This window comes from Vibrio sp. ABG19, assembly GCF_029962385.1.
Taxonomy (GTDB): Bacteria; Pseudomonadota; Gammaproteobacteria; order Enterobacterales; family Vibrionaceae; genus Vibrio; species Vibrio ostreae.
Window position 1 is genome coordinate 907,585 of record NZ_CP071708.1, and the last position, 25,002, is coordinate 932,586.

The 25,002-nt window shown below is 52.7% G+C and carries 24 protein-coding genes; 8 read left to right on the plus strand and 16 right to left on the minus strand.

Annotated elements, in window-relative coordinates; all coding sequences use genetic code 11:
• Positions 1-4: 4 nt before the first annotated feature.
• The 6 genes from rplW to rnr form a co-directional block, all read right to left on the minus strand.
• A complete protein-coding gene (gene rplW / locus J0X00_RS10390) occupies positions 5-307 on the minus strand; it encodes a 50S ribosomal protein L23 (protein ID WP_004394523.1) in 303 nt (100 codons plus the stop codon).
• On the minus strand, positions 304-906 hold the full coding sequence (gene rplD, locus J0X00_RS10395; protein ID WP_136485203.1) for a 50S ribosomal protein L4: 603 nt from the start codon (positions 904-906) through the stop codon (positions 304-306). The genes rplW and rplD overlap by 4 nt, the downstream gene beginning before the upstream one ends.
• Positions 907-922: 16 nt before the next feature.
• Positions 923-1,552: a 50S ribosomal protein L3 gene (gene rplC / locus J0X00_RS10400; RefSeq protein WP_136485206.1), complete on the minus strand. Its 630-nt coding sequence runs from the start codon at positions 1,550-1,552 to the stop codon at positions 923-925.
• A gap of 14 nt (positions 1,553-1,566) precedes the next feature.
• On the minus strand, positions 1,567-1,878 hold the full coding sequence (gene rpsJ / locus J0X00_RS10405) for a 30S ribosomal protein S10 (protein WP_001181007.1): 312 nt from the start codon (positions 1,876-1,878) through the stop codon (positions 1,567-1,569).
• 429 nt (positions 1,879-2,307) lie between these two features.
• A complete protein-coding gene (rlmB, locus tag J0X00_RS10410; RefSeq protein ID WP_218562664.1) occupies positions 2,308-3,048 on the minus strand; it encodes a 23S rRNA (guanosine(2251)-2'-O)-methyltransferase RlmB in 741 nt (246 codons plus the stop codon).
• A 28-nt stretch (positions 3,049-3,076) separates the two neighbouring features.
• The gene (gene rnr / locus J0X00_RS10415; protein ID WP_282478016.1) at positions 3,077-5,524 is read right to left on the minus strand and encodes a ribonuclease R; all 2,448 of its coding nucleotides are present in this window, start codon (positions 5,522-5,524) and stop codon (positions 3,077-3,079) included.
• A 185-nt stretch (positions 5,525-5,709) separates the two neighbouring features.
• On the opposite strand from rnr, the gene J0X00_RS10420 reads away from it, so the two are divergent.
• Complete coding sequence (locus J0X00_RS10420; RefSeq protein WP_218562662.1) at positions 5,710-7,557, plus strand: DUF3413 domain-containing protein; 1,848 nt, start codon at positions 5,710-5,712, stop codon at positions 7,555-7,557.
• Positions 7,558-7,683: 126 nt separating this feature from the next.
• Here the strand turns inward: J0X00_RS10420 and J0X00_RS10425 are convergent, their stop codons facing one another.
• Entirely contained in the window at positions 7,684-8,319 is a 636-nt protein-coding gene (locus J0X00_RS10425) for a tetratricopeptide repeat protein (RefSeq protein WP_136485214.1), read from the minus strand.
• Positions 8,320-8,586: 267 nt separating this feature from the next.
• Here J0X00_RS10425 and J0X00_RS10430 point away from each other — a divergent pair, with 267 nt between their 5' ends.
• Positions 8,587-9,780 (plus strand): ISL3 family transposase, encoded by a 1,194-nt coding sequence (locus J0X00_RS10430; protein WP_282478017.1) that lies wholly within the window; start codon positions 8,587-8,589, stop codon positions 9,778-9,780.
• Between the two features lie 53 nt (positions 9,781-9,833).
• Here J0X00_RS10430 and J0X00_RS10435 read toward each other — a convergent pair whose 3' ends face one another.
• From J0X00_RS10435 to kefG, 6 genes are all read right to left on the minus strand, one after another.
• A complete protein-coding gene (locus tag J0X00_RS10435) occupies positions 9,834-11,150 on the minus strand; it encodes an adenylosuccinate synthase (RefSeq protein ID WP_218562661.1) in 1,317 nt (438 codons plus the stop codon).
• 129 nt (positions 11,151-11,279) lie between these two features.
• Entirely contained in the window at positions 11,280-12,221 is a 942-nt protein-coding gene (locus tag J0X00_RS10440; RefSeq protein WP_282478018.1) for an isoaspartyl peptidase/L-asparaginase, read from the minus strand.
• A 188-nt stretch (positions 12,222-12,409) separates the two neighbouring features.
• Positions 12,410-12,940 carry a peptidylprolyl isomerase gene (gene slyD, locus J0X00_RS10445; RefSeq protein ID WP_282478019.1) on the minus strand — a complete coding sequence of 177 codons (531 nt, stop codon included), beginning with the start codon at positions 12,938-12,940 and terminating at the stop codon, positions 12,410-12,412.
• A gap of 192 nt (positions 12,941-13,132) precedes the next feature.
• Positions 13,133-13,333 (minus strand): YheV family putative zinc ribbon protein, encoded by a 201-nt coding sequence (locus tag J0X00_RS10450; RefSeq protein WP_136485222.1) that lies wholly within the window; start codon positions 13,331-13,333, stop codon positions 13,133-13,135.
• A 14-nt stretch (positions 13,334-13,347) separates the two neighbouring features.
• Complete coding sequence (kefB, locus tag J0X00_RS10455; RefSeq protein WP_282478020.1) at positions 13,348-15,150, minus strand: glutathione-regulated potassium-efflux system protein KefB; 1,803 nt, start codon at positions 15,148-15,150, stop codon at positions 13,348-13,350.
• Positions 15,131-15,721, minus strand: a complete 591-nt coding sequence (kefG, locus tag J0X00_RS10460; protein WP_282478021.1) for a glutathione-regulated potassium-efflux system ancillary protein KefG — start codon at positions 15,719-15,721, stop codon at positions 15,131-15,133. The genes kefB and kefG overlap by 20 nt, the downstream gene beginning before the upstream one ends.
• A gap of 134 nt (positions 15,722-15,855) precedes the next feature.
• Between kefG and J0X00_RS10465 the strand changes: the two genes are divergently transcribed.
• The 6 genes from J0X00_RS10465 to crp all read left to right on the plus strand — a co-directional run bounded on the left by J0X00_RS10465 (position 15,856) and on the right by crp (position 21,401).
• Positions 15,856-17,778, plus strand: a complete 1,923-nt coding sequence (locus tag J0X00_RS10465) for an ABC transporter ATP-binding protein (protein WP_282478022.1) — start codon at positions 15,856-15,858, stop codon at positions 17,776-17,778.
• Entirely contained in the window at positions 17,775-18,248 is a 474-nt protein-coding gene (locus J0X00_RS10470; RefSeq protein WP_136485228.1) for a TIGR02444 family protein, read from the plus strand. The genes J0X00_RS10465 and J0X00_RS10470 overlap by 4 nt, the downstream gene beginning before the upstream one ends.
• A 97-nt stretch (positions 18,249-18,345) precedes the next feature.
• A complete protein-coding gene (locus J0X00_RS10475; protein WP_282478023.1) occupies positions 18,346-19,320 on the plus strand; it encodes a hydrolase in 975 nt (324 codons plus the stop codon).
• Positions 19,321-19,362: 42 nt separating this feature from the next.
• Positions 19,363-19,572: a YheU family protein gene (locus J0X00_RS10480; protein WP_136485232.1), complete on the plus strand. Its 210-nt coding sequence runs from the start codon at positions 19,363-19,365 to the stop codon at positions 19,570-19,572.
• Between the two features lie 93 nt (positions 19,573-19,665).
• Positions 19,666-20,535 carry a phosphoribulokinase gene (locus tag J0X00_RS10485; RefSeq protein ID WP_136485235.1) on the plus strand — a complete coding sequence of 290 codons (870 nt, stop codon included), beginning with the start codon at positions 19,666-19,668 and terminating at the stop codon, positions 20,533-20,535.
• 233 nt (positions 20,536-20,768) lie between these two features.
• The gene (gene crp / locus J0X00_RS10490) at positions 20,769-21,401 is read left to right on the plus strand and encodes a cAMP-activated global transcriptional regulator CRP (protein ID WP_004728582.1); all 633 of its coding nucleotides are present in this window, start codon (positions 20,769-20,771) and stop codon (positions 21,399-21,401) included.
• A 168-nt stretch (positions 21,402-21,569) separates the two neighbouring features.
• Here crp and J0X00_RS10495 read toward each other — a convergent pair whose 3' ends face one another.
• From J0X00_RS10495 to astA, 3 genes are all read right to left on the minus strand, one after another.
• Positions 21,570-22,364, minus strand: coding sequence for a DUF1338 domain-containing protein (locus J0X00_RS10495; RefSeq protein ID WP_282478024.1), 795 nt, complete (start codon positions 22,362-22,364; stop codon positions 21,570-21,572).
• A 104-nt stretch (positions 22,365-22,468) separates the two neighbouring features.
• Positions 22,469-23,926, minus strand: a complete 1,458-nt coding sequence (gene astD / locus J0X00_RS10500) for a succinylglutamate-semialdehyde dehydrogenase (protein ID WP_282478025.1) — start codon at positions 23,924-23,926, stop codon at positions 22,469-22,471.
• Positions 23,927-23,960: 34 nt separating this feature from the next.
• Positions 23,961-24,980 (minus strand): arginine N-succinyltransferase, encoded by a 1,020-nt coding sequence (gene astA, locus J0X00_RS10505; protein WP_136485241.1) that lies wholly within the window; start codon positions 24,978-24,980, stop codon positions 23,961-23,963.
• Positions 24,981-25,002: the final 22 nt, after the last annotated feature.

Genomic DNA, 25,002 nt, shown 5'->3' on the forward strand with positions numbered 1-25,002 from the left:
CCTGTTATTCCGCGCCGCCAACAAAGTCAAGATCTTGACCTTCTTTCAAAGTTACGTACGCTTTCTTCACGTCTGAACGACGGCCTTGGCGTAGACCTTGACGCTTGGTCTTACCCTTAAGAATAAGAGTATTTACAGACTTAACTTCAACTTCAAATAGCTTTTCTACAGCTGCTTTGATCTCTTTCTTAGTTGCATCTTTTGCTACTTTGAAAACGATAGTGTTCGCTTTCTCTGCAGCCATAGTTGCTTTTTCAGAGATGTGTGGAGCACGTAGAACTTTTAGTAGACGCTCTTCACGAATCATGCCAGCATCTCCTCTACTTGCTTAACTGCAGTAGCAGTCATAAGAACCTTGTCAAATGCGATCAGGCTTACTGGGTCGATACCAGAAGCGTCGCGCACGTCAACTTTGTACAGGTTACGAGCAGCTAAGAACAGATTCTCGTCTACTTCGCCAGTAACGATAAGTACATCGTTAAGCTCAAGTTCGTTAAGCTTAGCTACTAGCTCTTTAGTTTTTGGTGCTTCTACTGAGAAGTTATCAACAACGATTAGACGCTCTTGACGAACTAGCTCAGAAAGAATTGCTTTCATAGCACCGCGGTACATTTTCTTGTTTACTTTTTGGCTGTGATCTTGTGGTTTCGCAGCAAAAGTAACACCACCTGTACGCCAGATTGGGCTACGAATTGTACCAGCACGCGCACGGCCAGTACCTTTTTGACGCCATGGCTTAGCGCCACCGCCAGAAACTTCTGAACGTGTCTTTTGAGCACGAGTACCTTGACGAGCACCTGCTGCGTATGCAACAACTACTTGGTGTACAAGAGCTTCGTTGAACTCACGTCCGAAAGTAGTTTCGGAAACAGTTAGTGCGTTAGCACCTTTAACCATCAATTCCATTACTTACTCCTAGACGTTATGCTTTAACAGCTGGTTTTACGATCACGTTGCCGCCAGTTGCGCCTGGGACTGCACCTTTAATAAGAAGCAGATTGCGCTCAGCGTCAACTCGTACGATCTCTAGGTTTTGAGTCGTTACACGCTCAGCACCCATGTGACCTGCCATTTTCTTGCCTTTAAACACGCGGCCTGGAGTCTGACATTGACCGATAGAGCCAGGTGCGCGGTGAGACAATGAGTTACCGTGAGTCATATCTTGAGTGCGGAAGTTCCAACGCTTAACAGCGCCTTGGAAACCTTTACCCTTAGATGTACCAGTAACGTCTACTTTCTTAGTTTCGTTGAACAGTTCAACAGTCAGTTCAGCACCAACTTCAAACTCTTCACCGTTTTCCAAACGGAATTCCCAAAGACCGCGACCAGCTTCAACGCCAGCTTTAGCAAAGTGACCTGCTTCAGCTTTGTTTACGCGGTTTGCTTTCTTAGCACCAGCAGTTACCTGGATTGCTGCGTAGCCGTCAGACTCAAGAGTTTTAACTTGAGAAATACGGTTAGCTTCAACCTCAACAACTGTTACTGGGATAGAAACGCCTTCTTCAGTAAATACGCGGGTCATGCCCACTTTACGACCGATTAGACCAATCATTCTTCTAATCTCCCTTAACCTAGGCTAATTTGTACGTCAACGCCCGCAGCAAGGTCTAGACGCATCAGAGCATCAACAGTTTTGTCTGTTGGCTCAACGATGTCGATCAGACGTTTGTGAGTACGAATTTCGTACTGATCACGAGCATCTTTGTTAACGTGTGGAGAGATAAGAACTGTGAAACGCTCTTTACGAGTTGGCAGTGGGATTGGACCACGAACCTGTGCGCCAGTGCGCTTAGCTGTTTCAACGATTTCCGCGGTAGAAGCATCGATCAGTTTGTAATCGAAAGCTTTTAGGCGGATACGGATACGTTGGTTCTGCATGAGACAGAGCTCCAAATTTGATAAATTACACAAACAATATCGCCACTCAAACTCGCCAGGGCGAGAGAATGCCGATTGATTTATGTGAAACCGTAGCATCCAAGATTAGGACGCATTGTCAGCTAATAGGTGATTAACCTGGAACTATCATAACGACAGTTAAAAGCTAAATTTTTATTAACTGCGAACATAAGCTGAGTTTACATTACCTGAAAAATCCGAAGATTTAACAGCTCCTCGCTGCTCATTGGTTCACAACTGGCTTAACCAGTGGGGCTGCATTATACAGATCGGCGGGGGGCATGCAAGCAGTGTTTGAAAAATAAACGCTATTAATTCTAAACCACTGATTCGGGGTTAAGCTGTAACCAGCAGTACCAATAAAAAAACGCAGGCCTGGACCTGCGTTTTGCTGTGTTAGCGGCTCAGTTAGCTCAGCGAACGCTGACGCACTGCCTCAAACAGGCAGATACCGGTTGCCACAGACACGTTAAGGCTGGAAACTGTGCCGGCCATCGGGATCTTGATCAGGTCATCACAAGTTTCTCGGGTCAGTCGACGCATACCATCCCCTTCCGCACCCATCACGATAGCCAGCGGCCCGGTCAGTTTGCTGTGGTAGATGTCGTGGGTCGCTTCGCCAGCCGTACCGACAAACCAAACGCCCTGCTCCTGCAGTGCACGCATGGTACGCGCCAGGTTGGTTACCCGCACCAGAGGCACGGTTTCCGCCGCACCGCACGCCACTTTGCTGACCGTTGCTGTCATCGGTGCTGATTTATCTTTCGGCACAATCACCGCTGCCACACCTGCGGCATCGGCATTACGCAGACACGCCCCCAGGTTATGCGGATCGGTGACGCCATCCAGTACCAGCAGCAATGGCTGCTCATGTTGAGCCAGGATCGCGTCCAGGTCATTTTCATTCAGCGGCTTGCTCGGTTTGACTTTGGCAATCACGCCCTGGTGATTGGCTCCGTTCGCTTTGTCATCCAGAACTTTGCGGTTCATTTCCTGAATCGATACACCGATACGAGCCAGCTCGTTCAGTACCGGCAGCAGGCGATCATCCTGACGACCTTTCAGGACGTACGCTTCAACAAAACGTGCCGGGTCGCGTTCCAGGACGGCACGCACTGCGTGAATGCCGTAGATCAGTTCGTTACTCATTAGTTACCTATTACTTTTTCGCACGGGCTTACTTTTTCGCACGGGCTTTGTCGGCTTTACTGCGCGACTGATGCTTACGTGCTTTTTCCGCTTTGCTTTTTTTACGCTTCGGTTGCTCGGCGGCATCCCTGTCCTCAGGGCGTTTGGTCGGTTCAATTTGCGGAACCGCTTTCGCGCCACGAGTGGCGGCCTGTTTTTTGCCTTTCGCCTTGGCTTTGGCGTCCGCCGCGCGTTTCTTAGCCGTTTTACCTTCGCCGCGTAGCTTACGACTTGTTTCCACTAATTCAAAGTCTATTTGACGATCATCAAGGTTAACTGCCAGCACTTTGACTTTGACCGCATCGCCGAGGCGGTAAATGGCACCAAACGATTCCCCCACCAGACGCTGGCCAATCGGATCAAACTGATAGTAGTCGTTTGCCAGGTTGGAAATATGCACCAGACCATCGATGTGCAGATCCGTCAGGCGTACGAAGAAGCCAAACCCGGTCACGTTGGCAATCACGCCTTCCAGCTCTTCACCCACGTGATCCTGCATGTATTCACATTTCAGCCAGTCAGAGACTTCGCGCGTTGCATCATCCGCACGGCGCTCGGTCATCGAACACTGCTCACCATAGAAATCCATATCATCAAAGGAATAATGATAACCGCCGGTCGGTGTCCAGCGATCTTTATTGGTCCCTTCCTGCTTGGCGATCAGATACTTGATCGCGCGGTGCAGCAGCAGATCCGGATAACGGCGGATCGGCGAAGTAAAGTGAGCATAACGTTGCAGCGCCAAACCAAAGTGGCCGGCATTGTCTGCGTTGTATACCGCCTGCTTCATCGAACGCAGCAGCATGGTCTGTATTAGTTCTTTATCCGGACGTTCGCCAATCTGGCTCATCAGGTGAGCGTAATCGGTCGGCGACGGCTCCAAGCCACCGCCTAAATCGAGTCCGAGCTCGGACAGGAAGTCACGGAAGCCCATCAGACGCTCTTCACCCGGCGACTCGTGGATGCGGTACAACGATGGCTCTTTGGCTTTTTCCACCAGCGAGGCCGAGGCGATGTTGGCCAGGATCATGCACTCTTCAATCAGCTTGTGGGCATCGTTACGCACCAGCGGCTCGATACTTTCAATCTTGCGCTGGGCGTTAAAAATAAACTTGGTTTCGACAGTTTCAAATTCGATCGCGCCGCGCTGTTCTCGTGAGCCTTTCAGCACTTTATACATGCGGTGCAGTTCTTCCAGATGCGGCACCAGAGCATGATAACGCGCACGCAGTTCTTCATCCCCTTCCAGAATGTCGTGCACCTTGGTGTAAGTCAGACGGGCATGGGAATTCATTACCGCTTCATAATGTTTGTAACCAGACAGCTTACCGCTTTCCGAAATGGTCATCTCACACACCATACACAGGCGATCGACCTGCGGGTTGAGAGAACACAGACCATTCGACAGCACTTCCGGCAACATAGGAACCACTTGGGACGGGAAGTAGACTGAGTTACCACGCTGAATCGCTTCTTTATCCAGCGCAGAATCCGGACGGACGTAATAGCTCACATCGGCAATCGCGACCCACAAACGCCAGCCGCCGCCTTTCTTGGCTTCACAGTAGACCGCATCATCGAAGTCCCGTGCATCTTCGCCATCGATGGTCACCAGTGGCAGTTGACGCAGATCGACCCGGCCCTGTTTGGCTTCTTCCGGCACTTCTTCACCCAGACCGGCAATCTGTTTTTCCACTTCTTGCGGCCACACATGCGGGATCTGGTGCGTGCGGATAGCAATTTGCGTCTCCATGCCCGGCGCCATGTTCTCGCCCAGCACTTCAACCACCTGGCCCATCATGCCGCGATTGCGGGTACCACGGTCGGTAATTTCAATCACCACCACGTTGCCCATCCGCGCGCTGCCGCGCAGCTCGTTCGGGATCAGGATATCCTGATGAATCCGCGAGTCATCCGGCACCACATAGGAGTAGCCGTATTCAAAGAAAAAGCGACCCACAATCTGAGTTTGACGCTCTTCCAGCACGCGGACTAATCGCCCCTCTTTTCGACCGCGCTTGTCAGTACCGGTTGGTTGTACCAGTACCAGATCACCATGGATGATGTGTTTCATCTGGTGATGAGGAAGAAGAATGTCATTGTCTTTATTGGCACTGCCTTCCGGACGTACCCAGCCGTGACCGTCTTTATGACCGATCACATAGCCTTTGACGATTTCCAGTTTTTCCGGCAGGGCGTAACACTGACGGCGGGTAAACACCAGCTGGCCGTCTCGTTCCATGGCACGCAGACGACGACGCAAGCCTTCGTACTGGTCCTCACCAGACAACTGCAGCGCCTCGAACAGATCATTGCGGTTCATCGGCACATTGGCCTGAGTCAGATATTCGATAATGAATTCACGACTTGGTATTGGATTTTCGTAGTTATCAGCTTCACGATCCGCGAAAGGATCAACGTGCGGGGTGTCAGACATAGCCAGACCTGCTTAATTATGAAGGGAACACCAGTATAACCTACTGAGAATCTGAGCATAAGAACTAAAACAAATATCCTGAACAAGATCACCAAAGGCAAATATGTGACATGAATCAAACTTTACGCTACATTGACCGGCTTTCTACCTCTTGTTTCACCCCTCTCGCGGAGACGGATAATCTTATGCTGTTAAATGTACGCCACAAGGTGCGCTGGTTACTGAGCCAGTTTGTTTTGAACGTTGTTTTATTATCAGTACTAGGCCTGCCTTATCTGACTTGGATGATCACCCCGCAACACGACTGGCTGGCCAAACTGTACTTGCTGACCACCCAGATAGGCTGGTTTGGTCTGTTTGCCCTGGCCATCAGTTTAGCCATGCTGGCGCTGAGCTGGCTGCCGGGACGCTGGCTGAAATGTATAGCGACCCTGATCACCTGGCTGGCTTCGGTGCTGCTGATCGTCGATGTGCAGGTTTACCAGCAGTACCGCTTCCATCTCAGTGGTTTCGTCTGGGAGTTGCTGATCGAAGGCGGTGATGAGGTCATCAGCCTGTCCTGGTACACCCTGCTGATGGCGGGCATGATTGTGCTGGGACTTGGACTGGCCAGCCTGGTGGTGAGCGTATTGAGCAGTAAACTGGCTCGCACTCAACTGCGCTGGACCAGATACGCCTGCGCGATTTGGTTTGCTTGCCTGCTGACCAGCCAGAGCATTCACATGTGGCGCGATGCCAATTACGACAGCGTCGTACCAAGCTACAGCTATCACTGGCCACTGTACTACCCTCTGACTGCCAAACGTTTTTTCCATAAGATGGGCTGGATTGATATCCAGGCGGCACGCGAAGAGAACCTGACTCTGGCCCAGCCACAGAGTTCGAACCTCAATTACCCTTTGCATCCGCTCAGCTATGAGAAGTCCACGCAGCAACCCAAGCAGCAACCGAATATTCTGTTCATCGCCATCGATACCTGGCGCTACGATGATGCCAACCCACAAGTGACGCCGCATATCAGCCAGTTTGCCCAGCGCAGTTTGCGTTTCCAGCAGCATGTCAGTGGCGGCAATTCAACCCAGGCCGGTATTTTCAGCCTGTTCTACGGTCTGCCGGCGACCTACTGGAACGCTTTCCTGTCCGCGCAGCAACGTCCGGCGCTGATGGATGCCCTGCAGGCACAAGATTATCAGTTTGCGATTTATGCCGCGGCGCCGCTGAACAGCCCGCCGTTTGATCGCACGGTATTTAACGGGGTGGAAAATCTGCGTATTGATACACCGGCAGATACCTCGCCACAACGTGACGCGCGCATTACCGATGACTTCATCGACTTTCTGCACACACGTGACAGCAGCAAACCTTATTTTGGTTTCCTGTTCTATGACTCCGCCCATGCCACCGATTTTCCGGCTGACATGCCGCTGCACTTTTCGCCTTCCTGGGAGCGGGTGGATCACATTAAACTCAACAACGATTTCGATCCTGAGCCGTACCGCAACCGCTACCGCAATGCGCTGTACTACATCGACACTCAGGTCGAACGGGTCCTGAAATCGCTGCAGGCACGCGGCGAACTGGACCACACCATTGTCGTCATTACGTCCGATCACGGTCAGGAGTTTAACGATAACCATCAGAACTACTGGGGGCACGGCAGTAACTACAGCATGGCGCAGATTCATGTCCCGCTCTATATCTATGTGCCGGGCCGGGAGAGTAAAGACATTCGCTGGAAGACCACCCATCAGGATATCGCACCGACTTTTATGCAGCGCACACTCGGGGTCTCTAACCCGGTCAGCGACTATTCGGTGGGTTATGATCTGTTTGATACTCAGCGTGACCGGGACTGGTTACTGATCGGCAGTTATTTCAACTACGCCATGGTGGCGGATGATGAGATTATGGTGACCTACCCGAGCGGCAGCGTTCAGACCATGACACCGCAGTTAGAGCCGAAAGCACAGCACTCATTTACCAGCAGCGATCTGATGCAGGCGCTGACCCAGATGAATCGCTTTTTGAAATAAGCACTGTCGCTTGGCGTTGGCGACGTATCGCCAACGGCAGAGACAAGTGCAACGACAGAGACAAGTGCGGCCACGTGCAGGTATGACAACGTGGCCGCAATAGTACAGAAAGGGAGTCTGGTGAGGCTACCAGAAGGTGGTACGCCGCTTGGCGCGGGCAATAATATTCTGCGGCATACGCTGCTCCAGCCCCTGGCGCAGAATCGCAATCCGGTTGTGAGTCCGTTGGTCTGCCGTTACTGAGCTGTAGAGCCAGCGGTAGGCATCTTCATAATCCAGCGGACTGCCGTAATCGCGCAGCAGAAGCTCGGCAAGATGAATACGCGCGTTAAGATTGCCCATCGACGCGGCTTCACGCAGATAAGGAATCGCGCGCTCTTTATCCTGCTGCACTAAGGTGCCGCGCGAATAATAGCGCCCCAGTTGTTCCAGCGCAGCTGGCAATCCCTGGTGAGCGGCATTTTCCATGTAGTACAGGCCAAGCTCCACGTCCTGCTCCACACACACGCCCCATGCCAGCATGTCACCATACAGAAACTCGTAAGCCGGCAAATTAATGCGTGTGGCGCGGGCAACGATGTCCTCGACCAACTGGCAATTATCCGCTTTAACGCGTTCCAGATGTTTGTTGTTCTCGATTAGTTTGATCAGCTCAGCTTCTGAATAAATTGGCACTGGCTCACCGACCTCAGCCACATTTGCTTGGCTGAAAGATGCGTGAAAGACTAACACCAGAGAAGCGGCTACCGTTCGTAGCTTCATACCTGCACTCTTAGTTAACTCCGATAGCCATAACAGTATAGCGCGTGATACGCGCAGGCCCGGTCTAATTCTTTTATCGGCCAATGCCCGCCACGCTTTAGGCAAATATTGCCACCGACTGGCAACTTTTTGCCGCAGCAGTTGCCCGCTCTGGAATGAGAAGCATAAAAAAAGGTTCATCGCGGATTAGCGGGAACTTAAAACAAAAACGGTAGTAAGTGATAAGGTTACATCGCCAAACACAACCTTACACAAACTACCGTTTTCATGCCGAATCATACTTTCCTATCATCGTTCTGGGAAGGCTTTCATGTCGTAAAGTCTGTACAAACGTCTTCTCTCATCACGATTACTCTCCAACCCAGCACAACTGCTCGATGTTCATGTGGGCAACATGTTCAAGCCATACATGATTATCAGTGGCGCACGATTAAGGAAGCGATGATTCTCGGCGTACCCGTCGAGCTATCCCTACAAACAAGGCGTATCAAGTGCCCTGACTGCGGTATCAAAACCGAATCTATTTCTTGGCTTGAACCTTTTGCTCGCCTGACTAACCGCTTAAGAAGTTACATTGAGCAGTTGTTGCCTCTTCTTCCTATCAAACATATTGCCCAGATGACGGGGGTTCATTGGCATACGATTAAGGCGATAGATAAGCGTCGGCTGCAACATGTGGTGCCAGAGGTTAACTGGGCAGAGCTGAGACAACTGGTCATGGATGAGTTTGCTCTCTTCAAGGGACATCGTTATGCCACTGTTATCGCGGATGCTAAGACGCATCAAGTGCTTTGGATAGGCGTCGGACGCAGCCGAAAAGATATCCGTCCCTTCTTTGAATTACTCGGTGAGCATGGCCAGAACATAGAAGCGGTTGCAATGGATATGAATACGGCTTTCGACTTTGAAGTGCAGCAACATTGTCCTAACGCCCGCATTGTGTACGACTTATTCCACGTGGTCGCCAAATTTGGCCGGGAAGTGATGGATAGAGTCAGAGTTGACCAAGCTAATCAACTCAAACAGGACAAGAAAACGCGCCAATGGGTGAAACGTTCACGCTGGGTTCTCCTCAAAAACAGAGCTAATTTAGACGGTAAGCAGGAGAGCTATCTGAGTGAGATACTGAGCATGAACAAGGACTTAATGGTGACGTATTTACTTGGCTCTCAGCTTAAAGAGTTATGGAGGTGCCAGTCGGAAAGAGAAGCGGAAGACTTATGGGACGTATGGTGGGAGCAAGTTCAAGAAAGCGGGATCAAGCCGCTTATGGACTTCGCGAGAAAGCTCAAACCGTATCTTCATGGCATCGTTGCTTCTGCAAGCTACCCACTCAATACCTGTACGCTCGAAGGGATAAACAACAAGATAAAGTTAATCAAACGAATGGGCTACGGTTACCGAGATATCGATTACTTTTTTTTAAAGATAAAAGCGGCTTTCCCCGGAAAGCCGCGATGAACCTAAAAAAAGCCGGCTGAGACAGCCGGCTTTCAAAAATACTTTCCTATCAATTACACGTTAAACGGGTGTACTTTGATGATGGTCTCGTTACGGTCAGGACCGGTCGAGATGATGTCAACCGGCACACCAGTCAGCTCTTCGATACGCTTGATGTAATCGAGAGCAGTTTGTGGCAGTTGATCAATCGATTTTGCGCCAAAAGTTGTTTCTGACCAGCCTGGCATGGTTTCGTAAATCGGCGTCACGTTGTCGTATGCGTCAGCAGCCATTGGCGATACTTCCGCAATTGAGCCGTCAGCCATCTGATAACCAGTACAGATCTTGATCTCTTTCAGACCATCCAGAACGTCCAGTTTAGTCAGACAGAAACCAGTGATTGAGTTGATCTGGATTGCACGACGCATCGCAACCGCATCGAACCAGCCAGTACGACGCAGACGACCAGTCGTCGCACCAAACTCATGACCTACCGTACCCAGATGTTTACCAACCGGATCTTGCTTGTCCAGACCATCGTACAGTTCGGTCGGGAACGGACCAGAACCCACACGGGTACAGTAAGCTTTCGCAATACCCAGGATGTAGCCCAGGTAGCGAGGACCAAAGCCAGAACCAGCAGCAACGCCACCAGCCGTGGTGTTAGATGAAGTCACGTATGGGTAAGTACCGTGGTCGATGTCCAGCAGTGTGCCTTGCGCGCCTTCGAACATGATTTTGTCGCCGCGTTTACGGGCTGCATCCAGCTCGTCAGTGACGTCGATAACCATAGAAGTGAGCAGATCAGCGTAACCCATCGCCTGTTCCAGCACCTCTTCGTAGCTGACAGGTTCAACTTTGTAGAAGTGTTCCAGCTGGAAGTTGTGCAGTGCCATGACTTCTTTCAGCTTCTCAGCAAAAGCAGCACGGTCAAACAGGTCGCCAACACGCAGACCACGACGAGCAACTTTGTCTTCGTAAGCAGGACCGATACCGCGACCAGTCGTACCAATGGCTTTTTTACCACGTGCAGCTTCACGAGCCTGGTCGAGAGCGATGTGGTAAGGAAGAATCAGGGGACAAGCTTCAGAAATGTAAAGACGTTCACGTACCGGAACACCGCGCTCTTCCAGAGCTGTCATTTCTTTGATTAATGCGTCAGGTGAAAGTACCACACCGTTACCGATGATACATTTCACGTTATCACGAAGGATACCGGAAGGAATCAGGTGCAGGACGGTTTTCTCGCCGTCGATAACCAGTGTGTGACCTGCATTGTGACCGCCCTGGTAGCGAACCACATATTTTGCATCTTCAGTTAAAAGATCAACGATCTTCCCTTTTCCTTCATCACCCCATTGGGTGCCAAGAACGACTACGTTATTTCCCATCTTTCCAAGTCTGATTGCTGATTAAAAATGGATTCTAGCACCGAAAACGATTCGATGCAGTCATTTTTTAAGCATAAAAAATGGATGAAAAATTACCGTTGCAATCCATTAATTTAGTGAATTCAACGCTCATTCATCAGCATAAATCTTGACCAGCAAGTGACCTTGTACATCGATACTGGCGCGGTACATACCGCTGCTGTTCATGGCAAAATGAATCTCGCCCTGTGCGTCAATCGCAATCAGACCGCCTTCACCACCCAGCGCTTTCAGATCGCCCTGAATGACCTGCTCGCAAGCCGTATGTACGTCCTGCTGCAAATAGCGCATCCGCGCCGCCACATCCCCGGCCACCCCTTTACGAATGAAGTACTCGCCCATCCCTGTCGCTGACACCGCCACCGTGCCGTTTTCGGCCAGCGTTCCGGCCCCGATAATCGCCGAATCGCCGATGCGACCATACCGTTTGTTGGTGATGCCACCGGTACTGGTCGCCGCAGCCAGATTACCCTGCTGATCGAGCGCCACCGCCCCCACAGTACCGTGCTTAGTATCGTCCGGATAAGCCGATTCCGACAGGGCAAACAAGCCTTTTTGCTTCATGCTTTGCAACTGGTCATAACGGCGCTCGGTAAAGAAGTAATCCTGTTCGGTATACTCATAGCCAAGGCTGAACGCAAACTCTTCCGCGCCCTCACCGGCCAGCATGACATGCTGGCTGCGCAGCATCACATCCCGGGCCAGTTCAACCGGATTACGGATGTGGCGCACCCCGGCAATCGCACCGGCATTCATCTGCGCGCCATGCATCACCGACGCATCCATTTCCACCATTTCTTTATCCGTCAGCACCGAGCCATGACCGGCATTAAAGTGCGGGCTGTCTTCCAGCACCCTGACGGCCGCCACCACAGCGTCCAGGGCATCGCCACCCCGGGCGAGCAATTGATGACCGGCGCTGACGGCCTGCTGCAGAGCCTGGCGGATCTCGCGGTTAAGCTCAGCGCTCATCTGGGCGCGTAATATGGTACCGGCACCACCATGGATGGCGATGGCAAAAGGTTGGGTCATGCTGTGCTCCTTGTCCGCCGACATCACACTGGGCGGCACCTCGCTGGGCGGTAGGTACTGCGCAGGCGTAACGTCCTCACCGGACACGCAAAAGAAAGTGATCAGATATAAAAAAGCGCCAGCCAGATCACCTGGCTCGCGCTTTGATTCATTTCGGCTTCCGGTGCAGTGACCGGCGCTGAAATCAATTAGTGGTGGTGATGTTCACCGCCACAGCAACCACCTTCGTGGTCGTGGTCATGATCGTGACCGCCAGCCTGATGAACGTGACCGTGCGCCAGCTCTTCTTCAGACGCTTCACGCAGTGCAACCACTTCACATTCGAAAGTCAGAGTGTGACCAGCCAGCATGTGGTTACCATCAACCACTACTTCGTCGCCATCCACTTCGGTGATTTCTACCGGGATTGGACCCTGGTCAGTATCCGCCAGGAAACGCATGCCCACTTCAATTTGGTCTACGCCTTGGAATACGTCAGCTGGTACACGCTGAACCAGTGCATCACTGTGCTCACCGTACGCATCTTCTGGTACAATCGTTGCGGTGAATTTATCACCGGCAGCTTTGCCTTCCAGTTCGCGCTCAAGACCAATGATCAGGTTGTTGTGACCATGTAAGTAATCCAGTGGTGCTTCCACTGTTGACTGGTCTACCACAATGCCATCTTCCAGTTTTACCTGGTAGGCAAGGCTTACAACCACGTTCTTTTCAATTTTCATAACGGCTCCAAGGAGTTGTGTATTCAGTACTCAAATCAGATCACACAGATTAGCTTGAGATAGGCGACATTATGGATGATTCGCCTTGTCACCTCAAGGCATGCGTGGCAAGCGGGCCCGGTTTAAGTCGGTCACAGGCCGCAAAAGCGCGTTTTATCCCGCTCTCAGCGAGAGGCATACGCGGCGCGACACTTACTCGGGACGGAAGATCCCTATCATCTGCTCACCGGCATGCGAACTCTGCTCGACCGATTTTGGCGCGCGTTGCTCTGTGTAGTCACACTCGACACACTCGACTAATTCGACATTATTGTCGACCCACCAGCGCAGAGTATCCTGCGCCTGACAGTGCGGACAGGCCGCACCGGCAATAAAACGTTTCTTGGCTTTCACGTTATTTGATCCTGTTATTGTTCCCAGTAGCCGCGCGACTGACGATCATTATCCATCTCACGGCCAAATATCTCTTCCAGCTCTTTACGTGCTTCTTTAGCACGCAACCCCAGTTTGGTGCCCTCAGTATGCTGCGGCAGCAGCTCTTCAAGCATGGCATGATCGAGACGACGAAAATGCGCTTCGGCCCGCTTGGCTTCATACGGATGCATACCGAGAGAAACCAGTGCCTGCCGCCCCAAGTCGAGCGCACCGAGGAACATTTCGCGTGAGTAACACTCTACACCGTGATTCATCAACTGATAGGCTTCGACCCGGCTGCGGGCACGGGCAAGAATTTTCAGGCGCGGGAAATGGTGCTGACACAGAGCGACGATTTTCATCACCTCATCCGGCGCATCAGTACAGATCACTATCGCTTCTGCATCCTCGGCCCCGGCGGCGCGCAGCAATTCTAATTGAGTCGCGTCACCATAAAACACTTTATAACCATATTTGCGCAGCAATTTGATCTGGCTCGCATCGCTTTCCAGCACCGTCACCTTAATCTTATTGGCAAACATCAAACGGCCGACAATCTGCCCGAAACGGCCGAAACCGGCAATAATCACACGTGGCTCTTTATTGAACACATCACTATCGAGCGTTTCATCCGCTGCACTGTTGAGACGACGGGCAAACCATTGACGTTGTAAGGTCAGAATCAGCGGCGTGGTCACCATGGATAAACTGACCACCACCAGCAAAAATGAAACCTGCTCCGCTGCCAGTAAGCCTTCATGACTCGCGGCAGTAAAAATGACAAAGGCAAACTCGCCGCCCTGACTGAGAATCGCCGCCATGCTGCTGCGCGCTTTCGCCCGGGTGCCGGATAAACGCGCCAGCGCATAAAGAATCAGGCCTTTGACCACCACCAGGCCGGTCACCGTCAGCAGGATCTGCACTGGCATGGTCATCAGCATACCGAGGTCAACCGCCATGCCAACCGCAATAAAGAACAGGCCAAGCAACAAGCCTTTAAACGGTTCGATAGCAATTTCCAGCTCATGGCGGAACTCGCTTTCGGCCAGCAGGACACCCGCCAGGAAAGTACCCAGCGCCATCGACAAGCCCAGGTTTTGCATCAGTAGCGCAATCCCGACCACCAGCAGCAGTGCCGCGGCGGTAAACAGTTCACGCACCCCGCTCAGCACAATATAACGAAACAGCGGGCTGAGCAGATAGTGGCCGCCGACCATCAGGCCGATGATGCCGCACAGCATCCACACGCCGTCCAGCCAGTTCCCCCCGGAGCTACCGGCCAGCACCGGCATCAGTGCCAGAATGGGAATCACCGCAATGTCCTGAAACAGCAGTACCGCAAAGCCCGACTGTCCGGTCTCACTGCGGCTCAGTCCCTGCTCGTCAATCACGCGTAATGCGATCGCGGTGGAAGAAAGGGCAAGGCCAAGGCCCACCACCAGGCTGCTCTGCCAGCTCATGCCGAGCAGACAGGCCAGGCTGGATAACACCGCACCGGTCACCACCACCTGAGCGCCGCCAAGGCCGAGGATTGGGCCGCGCATCTGCCACAGTTTTTTCGGATTCAGCTCCAGGCCAATCAGAAACAGCAGCAGCACCACGCCGAATTCGGCGAAATGGAGAATCGCATTCACATCACTGATCAGCCCGAGCCCCCACGGGCCAATCGCCACTCCGGCCAATAGATAGCCGAGCACCGAGCCAAGCCCGGCGCGCTGTGCCAGCGGCACCGCAACGACCGCCGAAGTCAGGAATACCACAGCACTTTGCAAAAAATCACCGGTCAGTGCGGCCATCACTCACTCCTGTCTGCCCCAGCGGGTCGAGCAACCACTGATGGTATTGCTCGGCATGCTGATAACGTTCCTCTTCACTGACGTTACGCGCCCAGTACAGAATCAGTGGCTCCATCCATTCCATACAGCACAGCGCGGCGGTCAGTTCAAACGGCTGCAGAATTTCCCGCATCGAGTAACGGTTGTAGCCGTGATGGCTGAATGCATCTTGGTTACCGCCGGTGGTGACCACGCTGCGCCAGATCTTGCCTTTCATGGCACTCTCATCGCCAAAGGCAAAACCTTTGCCCAGCACACGATCAATCCACTCTTTGAGCAAAGCAGGACAGGAATACATATACAGCGGATGTTGCAACACAATCACGTCGTACTGCAGCACGCGCTGGTGCTCACGATTGACGTCGATGAAGAAGTCAGGATAGGTGGCGTAGAGATCCAGCACCGAGACATGCTCAAGATGCTGGATCTTTTTGATCATGATCTGATTGGCGACCGAGTGATCCGGCTCAGGGTGAGCATACACCACCAATACTTTGGGCTTGTTGTCAGCCACGGTCTCTGGGTTTGCCATTCGTTGAGCACACTCCCTGTGGTTATCAAACGGTTACTGAGCATCATAACGTAATTTGTATAATGATCGACATTTATCCTTATTGCCCCTACTATTCCGGGCGAAAATTTAATACCAGAACAGACGGCATTATTATGATTACCTTCTCCGATATTCAGTTACTGCGCGGTGGCAAACCACTGCTTGATGCAGCTTCAGCGACCATTCATCCCGGCGATAAAGTCGGCCTGGTGGGTAAAAACGGCTGCGGTAAATCCACCCTGTTTGCGCTGCTGAAAGACGAGCTGACCATAGATGCCGGCAGTTTTAACCAGCCCGCACACTGGGAACTGGCCTGGGTGGCGCAGGAAACTCCGGCTCTGGAACGCACTGCGCTGGAGTACGTGATTGACGGTGACCGCGAATACCGCGAGCTGGAACGCCAGTTACATCTGGCTGAGCAACAGGATCAGGGCACCCGCGTGGCTGAGCTGCATGGTCAGTTGGAAACCATCGGCGGTTACAGCATCCGTGCCCGCGCAGCCGAACTGCTCGATGGTCTGGGCTTCAGCCAGGAGCAGATGGAGTGGAATCTGACCCAGTTTTCCGGTGGCTGGCGTATGCGCCTTAACCTGGCTCAGGCGCTGATTTGCCGCTCGGACCTGCTGCTGCTCGATGAACCGACCAACCACCTGGATCTGGATGCTGTGATGTGGCTGGAACGCTGGCTGCAAAGCTATCCGGGCACGCTGCTGCTGATTTCCCACGACCGTGACTTTCTGGACCCGATTGTCGGGCGGATTATTCACATCGAAAACGAGAAGCTCAACGAGTACACCGGTAACTACTCCTCGTTTGAAACCCAGCGTGCGCAGAAACTGCTGCAACAACAAGCCATGTACCAGAAACAGCAGAAACAGATGGCACACATGCAAAGCTATATCGACCGTTTCCGCTACAAAGCTTCCAAAGCGCGTCAGGCACAGAGCCGCATCAAAGCGCTGGAGAAAATGGAACAGGTTCTGCCGGCCCAGTTCGATAACCCGTTCAGTTTTGAGTTCCGTGAGCCGGCCGCTCTACCTAACCCGATTATGATGATGGATCAGGTCAGTGCAGGTTACGGCGACCATCTGATTCTGGAAAAAATTCGCCTGAATCTGGTTCCGGGCAGCCGCATCGGTCTGCTGGGCCGTAACGGGGCAGGTAAATCAACCCTGATTAAACTCTTGTCGGGCGAGCTCAATCCGCAAGGTGGCGATCTGACCTACTCGCAAGGCGTCAAGATTGGTTACTTTGCCCAGCATCAGTTGGAAACACTGCACCCGGAAGAGACGCCGCTGCAGCATATGATGCAAATCGCACCAGACAAAAACGAACTGGAGTTACGTAACTATCTCGGCAGCTTTGGTTTTCACGGCGAGAAAGCGCTGGATAAAGTCGGCCCCTTCTCCGGTGGGGAAAAGGCGCGTTTAGTATTAGCGCTGATCGTGTGGCAAAAGCCCAACCTGCTATTGCTCGACGAACCGACCAACCACCTCGACCTCGACATGCGCCAGGCCCTGACCCTGGCTCTGCAAAGCTACGAGGGGGCGATGGTGATCGTCAGCCACGACCGCTATCTGCTGCGCGCGACCACCGATGACCTGTACCTGGTACATGACCAACAAGTCGCACCGTTTGATGGCGATCTGAACGACTACTATAAGTGGCTGACTGACCAACAAAAAGCCGATCGTAAAGAGAGTGCAGCGCAGGCTCCGGCCAAAGACAACACCAACAGTGCCGCAGCGAAAAAAGAGCAGAAACGACGTGAAGCAGATTTCCGCAAGCTGACCGCGCCAATTCGCAAAAAGCTGACACAACTGGAAGCAAAAATGGATAAGTTGAACGCCACCATTGCCGAGGCAGAACAACAATTATCCGATTCCGCACTGTATGACGCGGAAAATAAAGCTAAACTTAATCAGGTTCTCGCAACTCAGGCCAGCGCCAAATCCGAACTGGAACAGGTCGAAGGTGACTGGATGAGTGAGCAGGAAGCCCTGGAAGAGATGGAACAGGAGTTCAACATTCAATGAGCCAAGAACACGTCACACTATCCCTCACGTTAGAAAGATTGTGGCAATTCAGTTTGCAATACTACAGCGTACGCGAGGTCAAAGAGGCGTGTCTCAGCTTACAGAATAACTTTAACGGCAATGTGAACTTACTGCTGCTGCTTAAATATCTCGACGAGCAGCAGCTCACCTTGCAGGAACAGGACTGGCAATCACTGATTGAAGGCATTGCCAGAACCGAAACCCTGCTCCATCACTACCGCGAACTGCGCCGCAAGCTCAAAAACAATCTGACCGATACTTTATACCGCGAAGCGCTGCAGTTTGAACTGCAGCTTGAGAAGCAGCAGCAGTCTGACCTTATTGAGGTCATCAACCGTCATACCCTGACCATCAATCACGGCGAAGTACTGACCTTACGCTACTGTCGCCAGCTCGGTGCCGAACATCTGGCCACCATTTTCGGTAAACCCGTTCCGGCTTCATTCTGAGCGCTCACCACTGCGCCCAGACAGGGCTGCGCGGCAAAATTCGAACAGCCGATTATTAGGGTATATACTCATTTAAACACTTTGTATTGGCTGAACTATGACCCAATTTGTTGCCGCGACCGGCCTGAAGAATCCCCACCTGCAAACCTTATTGCCGCGCTTTATCCGCAAAAAGGCACTGTTCGAACCTTATTGGCAGACACTGGACACGCCGGACGGTGATTTTCTCGATCTGGCCTGGAGTGAAGACCCGCAGCATACCCGCGGCAATAAGCCCGTGTTCGTACTGTTCCATGGTCTGGAAGGCTGCTTTTACAGTCCGTATGCCAATGGCCTGATGCACGCTTTTGCCCAGGATGGCTGGCTGTCCGTGATGATGCACTTTCGCGGCTGCAGTGGTAAACCCAACCACCTGGCACGTGCTTATCATTCCGGCGAGGTGGAAGATGCGCGCTTCGTGCTGGAGAACATCCGTGAGCGCTTCCCGCAGCAGACCATTATCGCGGTCGGCATCTCACTCGGTGGCAACATGCTGGTTAATTACCTCGCCCATTACAACCAGGATCCGATCCTGAGCGCCGCGACTATCGTCTCGGCGCCGCTTGACCTGGCCGCCTGTTCAGAGCGGATTGAGCACGGCTTCTCCAAGTTGTACCGTACCTATCTGCTCTCATCACTGAAAAATACCGCGCTCAAAAAGCATCACCTGCTGAAAGGTGAACTCGGGCTGTCTTACCACAATATAAAGCGTGTCACCCGCCTGCAGGAGTTTGACGACCTGATCACCGCCCCACTGCACGGTTTTCGTGATGCCAGCGATTATTACCAGCGCTGTTCAGGGATTCATAAATTGCAGGATATCCGCCTGCCGACCCAGATCATTCATGCCAAAGACGACCCCTTTATGACCGATGCAGTGATCCCGAAATTTATCCTGCCGGATAACATTGACTATCGTCTGTTCGAGCAGGGTGGCCACGTCGGCTTTGTCAGCGGTAGCCTGCTCAAACCGGTGTTCTGGCTCGAACAAGCCCTGCCCGCTTACTATGCCTGCCTGCGCGATAAAAACTGATATAATCGCCCCGTTCATCCATCATAAAAGTATGAGGTATTTATGATTGTTCCCTGGCAACAAATTGACCCCGACACGTTAGACAGCCTGATCCGCGAATTCGTGTTACGTGAAGGCACCGACTACGGTGCACAAGAAGTGTCGCTGCAGGATAAAGTCGATCAGGTCAGATCCCAGCTGCAGCGCGGTGATGCGGTAATTGTCTACTCTGAACTGCATGAAACGGTCGATATCAAAACCAACCGCGCTTAAGCCATCACCCGCTCACCGTTTCCGTGCTATAGTGTTGCGACTCAGGCTGTGAAATTACACAGCCTCGTTAAGGAATCAGAGACAAGGTCTGTCATGTCAGCGAAACACCCAATTATTGCCGTGACCGGTTCATCGGGCGCGGGCACCACCACCACCTCAGAAGCCTTTCGCAAGATGTTCAATATGATGGACATCCGGCCGGCCTGGGTGGAAGGTGACAGTTTTCACCGTTTTACCCGTCCGGAGATGGACGTCGAAATCCGTAAAGCACGGGAGCAAGGGCGCCATATCAGCTACTTCGGCCCTCAGGCCAACGATTTTGCCGCGCTGGAAGGCTTCTTCCGTCAGTATGGTAAGTCCGGTACCGGCCAGATTCGCCGTTATCTGCACACCTTTGACGAAGCGGTCCCTTACAATCAGATGCCGGGCACCTTTACCCCGTGGCAGGATCTGCCACAGAACTCAGACATCATGTTCTACGAAGGTCTGCACGGCGGAGTCGTCGATGGTGACATCAATGTCGCTCAGCATGTCGATTTTCTGATCGGCATGGTGCCTATCGTCAACCTGGAATGGATTCAGAAATACGTGCGTGATACCCGCGACCGCGGCCACTCACGTGAAGCGGTGATGGACTCCATCGTGCGTTCGATGGATGACTACCTCAACTACATCACACCGCAGTTTTCCCGCACCCACATCAACTTCCAGCGCGTACCGACGGTCGATACCTCTAACCCGCTCAACGCCAAAGGCATCCCGAGCCTGGATGAAAGTTTTGTGGTGATCCGGGTGCGCGGGATTAAAAATGTCGACTATCCCTACCTACTGGCGATGATTGACGGCTCGTTTATGTCACGCCACAACACCATCGTGGTTCCGGGCGGTAAAATGAGCTTCGCGATGGAGCTGATCGTACGGCCACTGCTGGAACAACTGATAGAATCAGGAAAAATCGGCTGAGGCTGTCGCTTACTTTTCATACCGTGATCATGGGCACAGTTTTGTGTACATTATCCGGTCTCCAACACGATTAAAGTCAAGAAATCGTGTTGGAAAAAGGATACTATTCTAAACCGAAACACAAGATAACTTGCAGCAATAATAAAGTCCTCTTATTCTAGAGAATCCGTTGAATAAGGCTTCGCTAAAATATGGATAGCAGCAAGCGTACCCTGCAGAGGAAGTGAGATATTATGGTTCTAGGTAAACCTCAAACCGACCCAACACTAGAGTGGTTTCTTTCCCATTGTCACATTCATAAGTACCCTTCAAAAAGCACGCTGATTCACGCGGGCGAAAAAGCAGAAACCCTGTACTACATCGTTAAAGGTTCTGTTGCGGTACTGATCAAAGATGAAGAAGGTAAGGAGATGATTCTGTCTTACCTGAACCAAGGTGATTTCATCGGTGAACTTGGCTTGTTTGAAGAAGGCCAAGAGCGTACTGCCTGGGTTCGTGCCAAATCTCCTTGTGAAGTGGCTGAAATTTCGTTCAAGAAATTCCGTCAGTTGATTCAGGTTAACCCTGATATCCTGATGCGTCTTTCTGGTCAGATGGCGCGCCGTCTGCAAGTCACCAGCCAAAAAGTAGGCGATCTGGCGTTCCTGGACGTAACGGGCCGTATCGCGCAGACTCTGCTGAACCTGGCGAAACAGCCAGATGCGATGACCCACCCGGATGGTATGCAAATCAAGATTACCCGCCAGGAAATCGGTCAGATTGTCGGCTGTTCACGTGAAACCGTTGGCCGTATCCTGAAGATGCTGGAAGAGCAGAACCTGATTTCTGCGCACGGTAAAACCATCGTGGTTTACGGCACGCGTTAAGCCCATACGGCAAATAGACAAGATTGCAAAAGCCACCTCGCGGTGGCTTTTTTATAGCGTTCAGGACACCAGGTGATTACTTTCAGATAGCTAATTATTGAGTTCAAGGCACCTAATTATTGAGCTCAAGGCACCTAATTATTGAGCTTAGGGTACCAAGCAGGCTCTCTAGCGGCTGTCTGTACTTTCGAAAATCTTATCGGCCGAGGCCGCGACAAAGCCGGTGTACAACTTACCATCCGGCAGCGGATAACGTTTGGCGAACTCATAAAAACCGCCCGGGATGGTATAGCTCCCCTCACTAAAACGCACCTCAACCTTATCCGCCATGGTCGAGGACTGTTCGAGCAATACCTGCGGCGACCCTTTTACTTCGCCGCCCGATTCGTTGATGGTAAATCCGGCCTGGCGCAGGTGATCATTAACCTGCTGCACTTCATGCAGATGCTTGAGCTGATTGACATTGACGGTGAAATGGTTGGCACCATAACCGTGTGCTGCCAGCCAGGAGGCATACTCGCTCTCAGCGGCCAGCACCTGATAATCCGCGTAGCTTAACTCCCATAAGCGCCCGCCGAAGAGAAAATCACTGCCCGTCAGCTGACGCTCATCAACCTGATCCACCAGCCCCTGTACAATGGCCTGCAACTGCGCTGAGCACTCTGCCACTTTGAGTTCACTGATAAACACTTTCGGCTGCAACGGATCCGGATGCTCATAATGTTTGGCCACCAGTTTTTTACTCTCAAACAGATACTCGCCGCACGCCTGATAACCCAGCTCGATAAACGGCCGGGCAAGAGTCTCCAGGCCTAATGGCGCCAGATTGAAGGTACGCAGGGCAATATGGTCATTGATCAGTGCTTCGTCTTCTTCCAGCAACTGATGCACTTTGTCCGCCGAAGGACAAAGACGGTCAATGTAATCATTCCACAGAGATTGAAACAGATCTGTTGGCGTCATAACGCCTCCTTATCAGCACGCCAGCGCGTGCATTAGCGTTCACCACCCGACAGGGCGGCACAGTGATAGCGACTACCGGGCCGGCACTTGGCCAGCCCCTGAACTCACAGTTCGATGCCCGGGCTGAGCGTCGCCGGCAGCTCGGTCGCAGAACCTTCCATCGAAGCCATCGGATAAGCGCAGTAGTCGGCGGCATAGTAGGCACTCGGACGCAGGTTACCAGACGCACCCGGCCCGCCAAACGGCGCATCTCCGCTCGCGCCGGTCAGCTGCCGGTTACGGTTAACAATACCGGCACGAATATGGTCGACGAAATACTGCCACTCGTTGTCATCGGTACTGACCAGACCGGCTGACAAACCAAACTGGGTATCATTGGCCAGCGCAACAGCCTGCTCAAGGCCGTGGTAACGCACTACCTGCAGCAACGGCCCGAACACTTCTTCATCCGGTAGTTCACGCACCGCGGTCACATCAATAATCCCCGGTGTCACAAACGCCGCCTGCAGCGCACGAGCCTCAATCAAAGGCTCAGCACCAAGCTCAACCAGACGGGCCTGCGCAGCGAGAATCACCTCAGCCGCCGCAACCGAGATTTGCGGGCCCATAAATGGCGCCGGCTCGGCAAACGGCTGGTCAATACGCAGCTTGCGGGTCGCCTCAACCAGACGTACCAGCAGCGCATCGCCTTTCTCTCCGGCGGGAATGTACAACCGCCGCGCGCAGGTACAACGCTGCCCGGCACTGATAAAAGCGGATTGCAGTATGGTGTACACGGTCGAGTCCAGATCGCCATACTGCTCAGAGATCACCATAGGGTTATTGCCGCCCATTTCCAGCGCCAGCATCTTACCCGGCTGACCGGCGAACTGACGGTGCAACAAATGACCGGTATGAGCGCTGCCGGTAAACAGCAGGCCATCAATGCCTTTTGACTGCGCTAAAGCGATGCCAGTCTCTTTTCCGCCCTGAACCAGGTTAAGCACACCATCCGGCAATCCGGCCTGCTGCCACAGTTTCATCGCTATTTCACCGGTCCACGGCGTCTGCTCTGACGGCTTAAACACCACAGTATTACCCGCCAGCAGCGCCGGTACAATGTGTCCGTTCGGCAAATGCCCCGGGAAATTATATGGCCCGAATACCGCCATGACGCCGAGCGGGCGATGGCGCAGCACAATCTGGTTGCCCGCCGCCTCACGCACACTTTCGCCGGTACGGTCATGATAAGCACGAATAGAAATCGCAATTTTACCGGCCATCGCCGCCGCTTCAGTGCGGGTTTCCCACAATGGTTTGCCGGTTTCTTTGGCAATGACTTCGGCGATCATCTCGCTGTTGGCTTTCACCTGCTCAGCAAACGCCAGCACGACCTGTTCACGCTCAGCAAACGAACGTTGCTTCCAGCTCAGCAGTGCGCTGCGCGCGACACTGACCGCCGCTTCAACCTGAGCTGGTGTCGCGCAGTCCCCCTGCCAGACTACTTCCTGGTTGTATGGGCTTAGAGAGGTGAAATGTTCACCCTGGCCAGCCACCCATTGACCGGCAATCCACTGAGTCATGTGTTACATCCTTAACTTGTCTTGTAAATGGGGCCTACTGGGCCAGAATCCGCACCCAGTCACCTGTTTCCACCTGGAGCGCTAGAGCGACGTCCGGCGCAATAATGACGGTGCCGTTTTCGCGGTTATGCGCTGCTTTCGCTGCGGTGGCACGAAACTGTTCAAATGAGCTGTTACACATCAAAAACGTCTGCGAACTGGAGTGCGCAGCCACTTCAACCTTAGCCCGCACCGACTCGCGCACCGATTCGATATTGCGTAAATCGCACTCGACCGACGGACCGGCATCAAAAATGTCGACATAGTTGCGGCAGGTAAAGCCCTCTTTTTCCAGTAAGGCTAATGCCGGGCGGGTTTTCTCATGCACCTGACCAATCACGGCCTGCGCTTCTTTACTCAGCAGGTTGATGTAGATCGGCAGTTTGGGCATCAGATCGGCAATAAAGCCTTTTTTGCCAATCCCGGTCAGATAATCCGCCATGGTGAAATCAATCGAAAAAAAGTGTTCCTGCAGCCACTGCCAGAACGGCGAGTTACCCTGCTCGTCCGACACGCCGCGCATTTCGGCGAATATGGTTTGCGAAAAGCGCTCCGGGTGTTCTGCCATCATCAGAAAACGGCACTTCGACATCAGACGCCCGTTCAGCCCCTGACGAAACGCCGGGCGCAGGTAAAGGGTGCAGATCTCGGAGCAACCGGTGTAGTTGTTGCCAAACGTCAGTAGCTTGACCACATTGTTGACGCCGAGTTTAGGTGAAGAATGCACTATGGTACTGATGTGATAAGAGTAACAGGGCATGTCCCAGCCGACCGCCGCTTCAATACCGGTGGTACCGGCCACTTCGCCGCTTTCGGAGTCAAAGCCAACCATCAGGTAGCCTTCGTCTCCCGGCTCGGTCACATTGGATTTGCTAAAACTGTATTCGGAATGGGTAATGCGGTTGGTCAACAGTTCCTGGTTGACCGGCAATGAGGTGAAACCATGTCCCGATTCAACCGCGCAGGTATGCAGCGCGTCATAATCAGACATTGCAATGGGGCGAACAACAAGCATCTATATTCCCTCCAGATGCAGA

What these genes read in the sequence shown, in the direction of transcription:
- rplW (WP_004394523.1), bottom strand. Translation starts at nt 307, where the DNA reads ATGATTCGTGAAGAGCGTCTACTAAAAGTTCTACGTGCTCCACACATC.
- rplD (WP_136485203.1), bottom strand. Translation starts at nt 906, where the DNA reads ATGGAATTGATGGTTAAAGGTGCTAACGCACTAACTGTTTCCGAAACT.
- rplC (WP_136485206.1), bottom strand. Translation starts at nt 1,552, where the DNA reads ATGATTGGTCTAATCGGTCGTAAAGTGGGCATGACCCGCGTATTTACT.
- rpsJ (WP_001181007.1), bottom strand. Translation starts at nt 1,878, where the DNA reads ATGCAGAACCAACGTATCCGTATCCGCCTAAAAGCTTTCGATTACAAA.
- rlmB (WP_218562664.1), bottom strand. Translation starts at nt 3,048, where the DNA reads ATGAGTAACGAACTGATCTACGGCATTCACGCAGTGCGTGCCGTCCTG.
- rnr (WP_282478016.1), bottom strand. Translation starts at nt 5,524, where the DNA reads ATGTCTGACACCCCGCACGTTGATCCTTTCGCGGATCGTGAAGCTGAT.
- J0X00_RS10420 (WP_218562662.1), top strand. Translation starts at nt 5,710, where the DNA reads ATGCTGTTAAATGTACGCCACAAGGTGCGCTGGTTACTGAGCCAGTTT.
- J0X00_RS10425 (WP_136485214.1), bottom strand. Translation starts at nt 8,319, where the DNA reads ATGAAGCTACGAACGGTAGCCGCTTCTCTGGTGTTAGTCTTTCACGCA.
- J0X00_RS10430 (WP_282478017.1), top strand. Translation starts at nt 8,587, where the DNA reads ATGCCGAATCATACTTTCCTATCATCGTTCTGGGAAGGCTTTCATGTC.
- J0X00_RS10435 (WP_218562661.1), bottom strand. Translation starts at nt 11,150, where the DNA reads ATGGGAAATAACGTAGTCGTTCTTGGCACCCAATGGGGTGATGAAGGA.
- J0X00_RS10440 (WP_282478018.1), bottom strand. Translation starts at nt 12,221, where the DNA reads ATGACCCAACCTTTTGCCATCGCCATCCATGGTGGTGCCGGTACCATA.
- slyD (WP_282478019.1), bottom strand. Translation starts at nt 12,940, where the DNA reads ATGAAAATTGAAAAGAACGTGGTTGTAAGCCTTGCCTACCAGGTAAAA.
- kefB (WP_282478020.1), bottom strand. Translation starts at nt 15,150, where the DNA reads ATGGCCGCACTGACCGGTGATTTTTTGCAAAGTGCTGTGGTATTCCTG.
- kefG (WP_282478021.1), bottom strand. Translation starts at nt 15,721, where the DNA reads ATGGCAAACCCAGAGACCGTGGCTGACAACAAGCCCAAAGTATTGGTG.
- J0X00_RS10465 (WP_282478022.1), top strand. Translation starts at nt 15,856, where the DNA reads ATGATTACCTTCTCCGATATTCAGTTACTGCGCGGTGGCAAACCACTG.
- J0X00_RS10470 (WP_136485228.1), top strand. Translation starts at nt 17,775, where the DNA reads ATGAGCCAAGAACACGTCACACTATCCCTCACGTTAGAAAGATTGTGG.
- J0X00_RS10475 (WP_282478023.1), top strand. Translation starts at nt 18,346, where the DNA reads ATGACCCAATTTGTTGCCGCGACCGGCCTGAAGAATCCCCACCTGCAA.
- J0X00_RS10480 (WP_136485232.1), top strand. Translation starts at nt 19,363, where the DNA reads ATGATTGTTCCCTGGCAACAAATTGACCCCGACACGTTAGACAGCCTG.
- J0X00_RS10485 (WP_136485235.1), top strand. Translation starts at nt 19,666, where the DNA reads ATGTCAGCGAAACACCCAATTATTGCCGTGACCGGTTCATCGGGCGCG.
- crp (WP_004728582.1), top strand. Translation starts at nt 20,769, where the DNA reads ATGGTTCTAGGTAAACCTCAAACCGACCCAACACTAGAGTGGTTTCTT.
- J0X00_RS10495 (WP_282478024.1), bottom strand. Translation starts at nt 22,364, where the DNA reads ATGACGCCAACAGATCTGTTTCAATCTCTGTGGAATGATTACATTGAC.
- astD (WP_282478025.1), bottom strand. Translation starts at nt 23,926, where the DNA reads ATGACTCAGTGGATTGCCGGTCAATGGGTGGCTGGCCAGGGTGAACAT.
- astA (WP_136485241.1), bottom strand. Translation starts at nt 24,980, where the DNA reads ATGCTTGTTGTTCGCCCCATTGCAATGTCTGATTATGACGCGCTGCAT.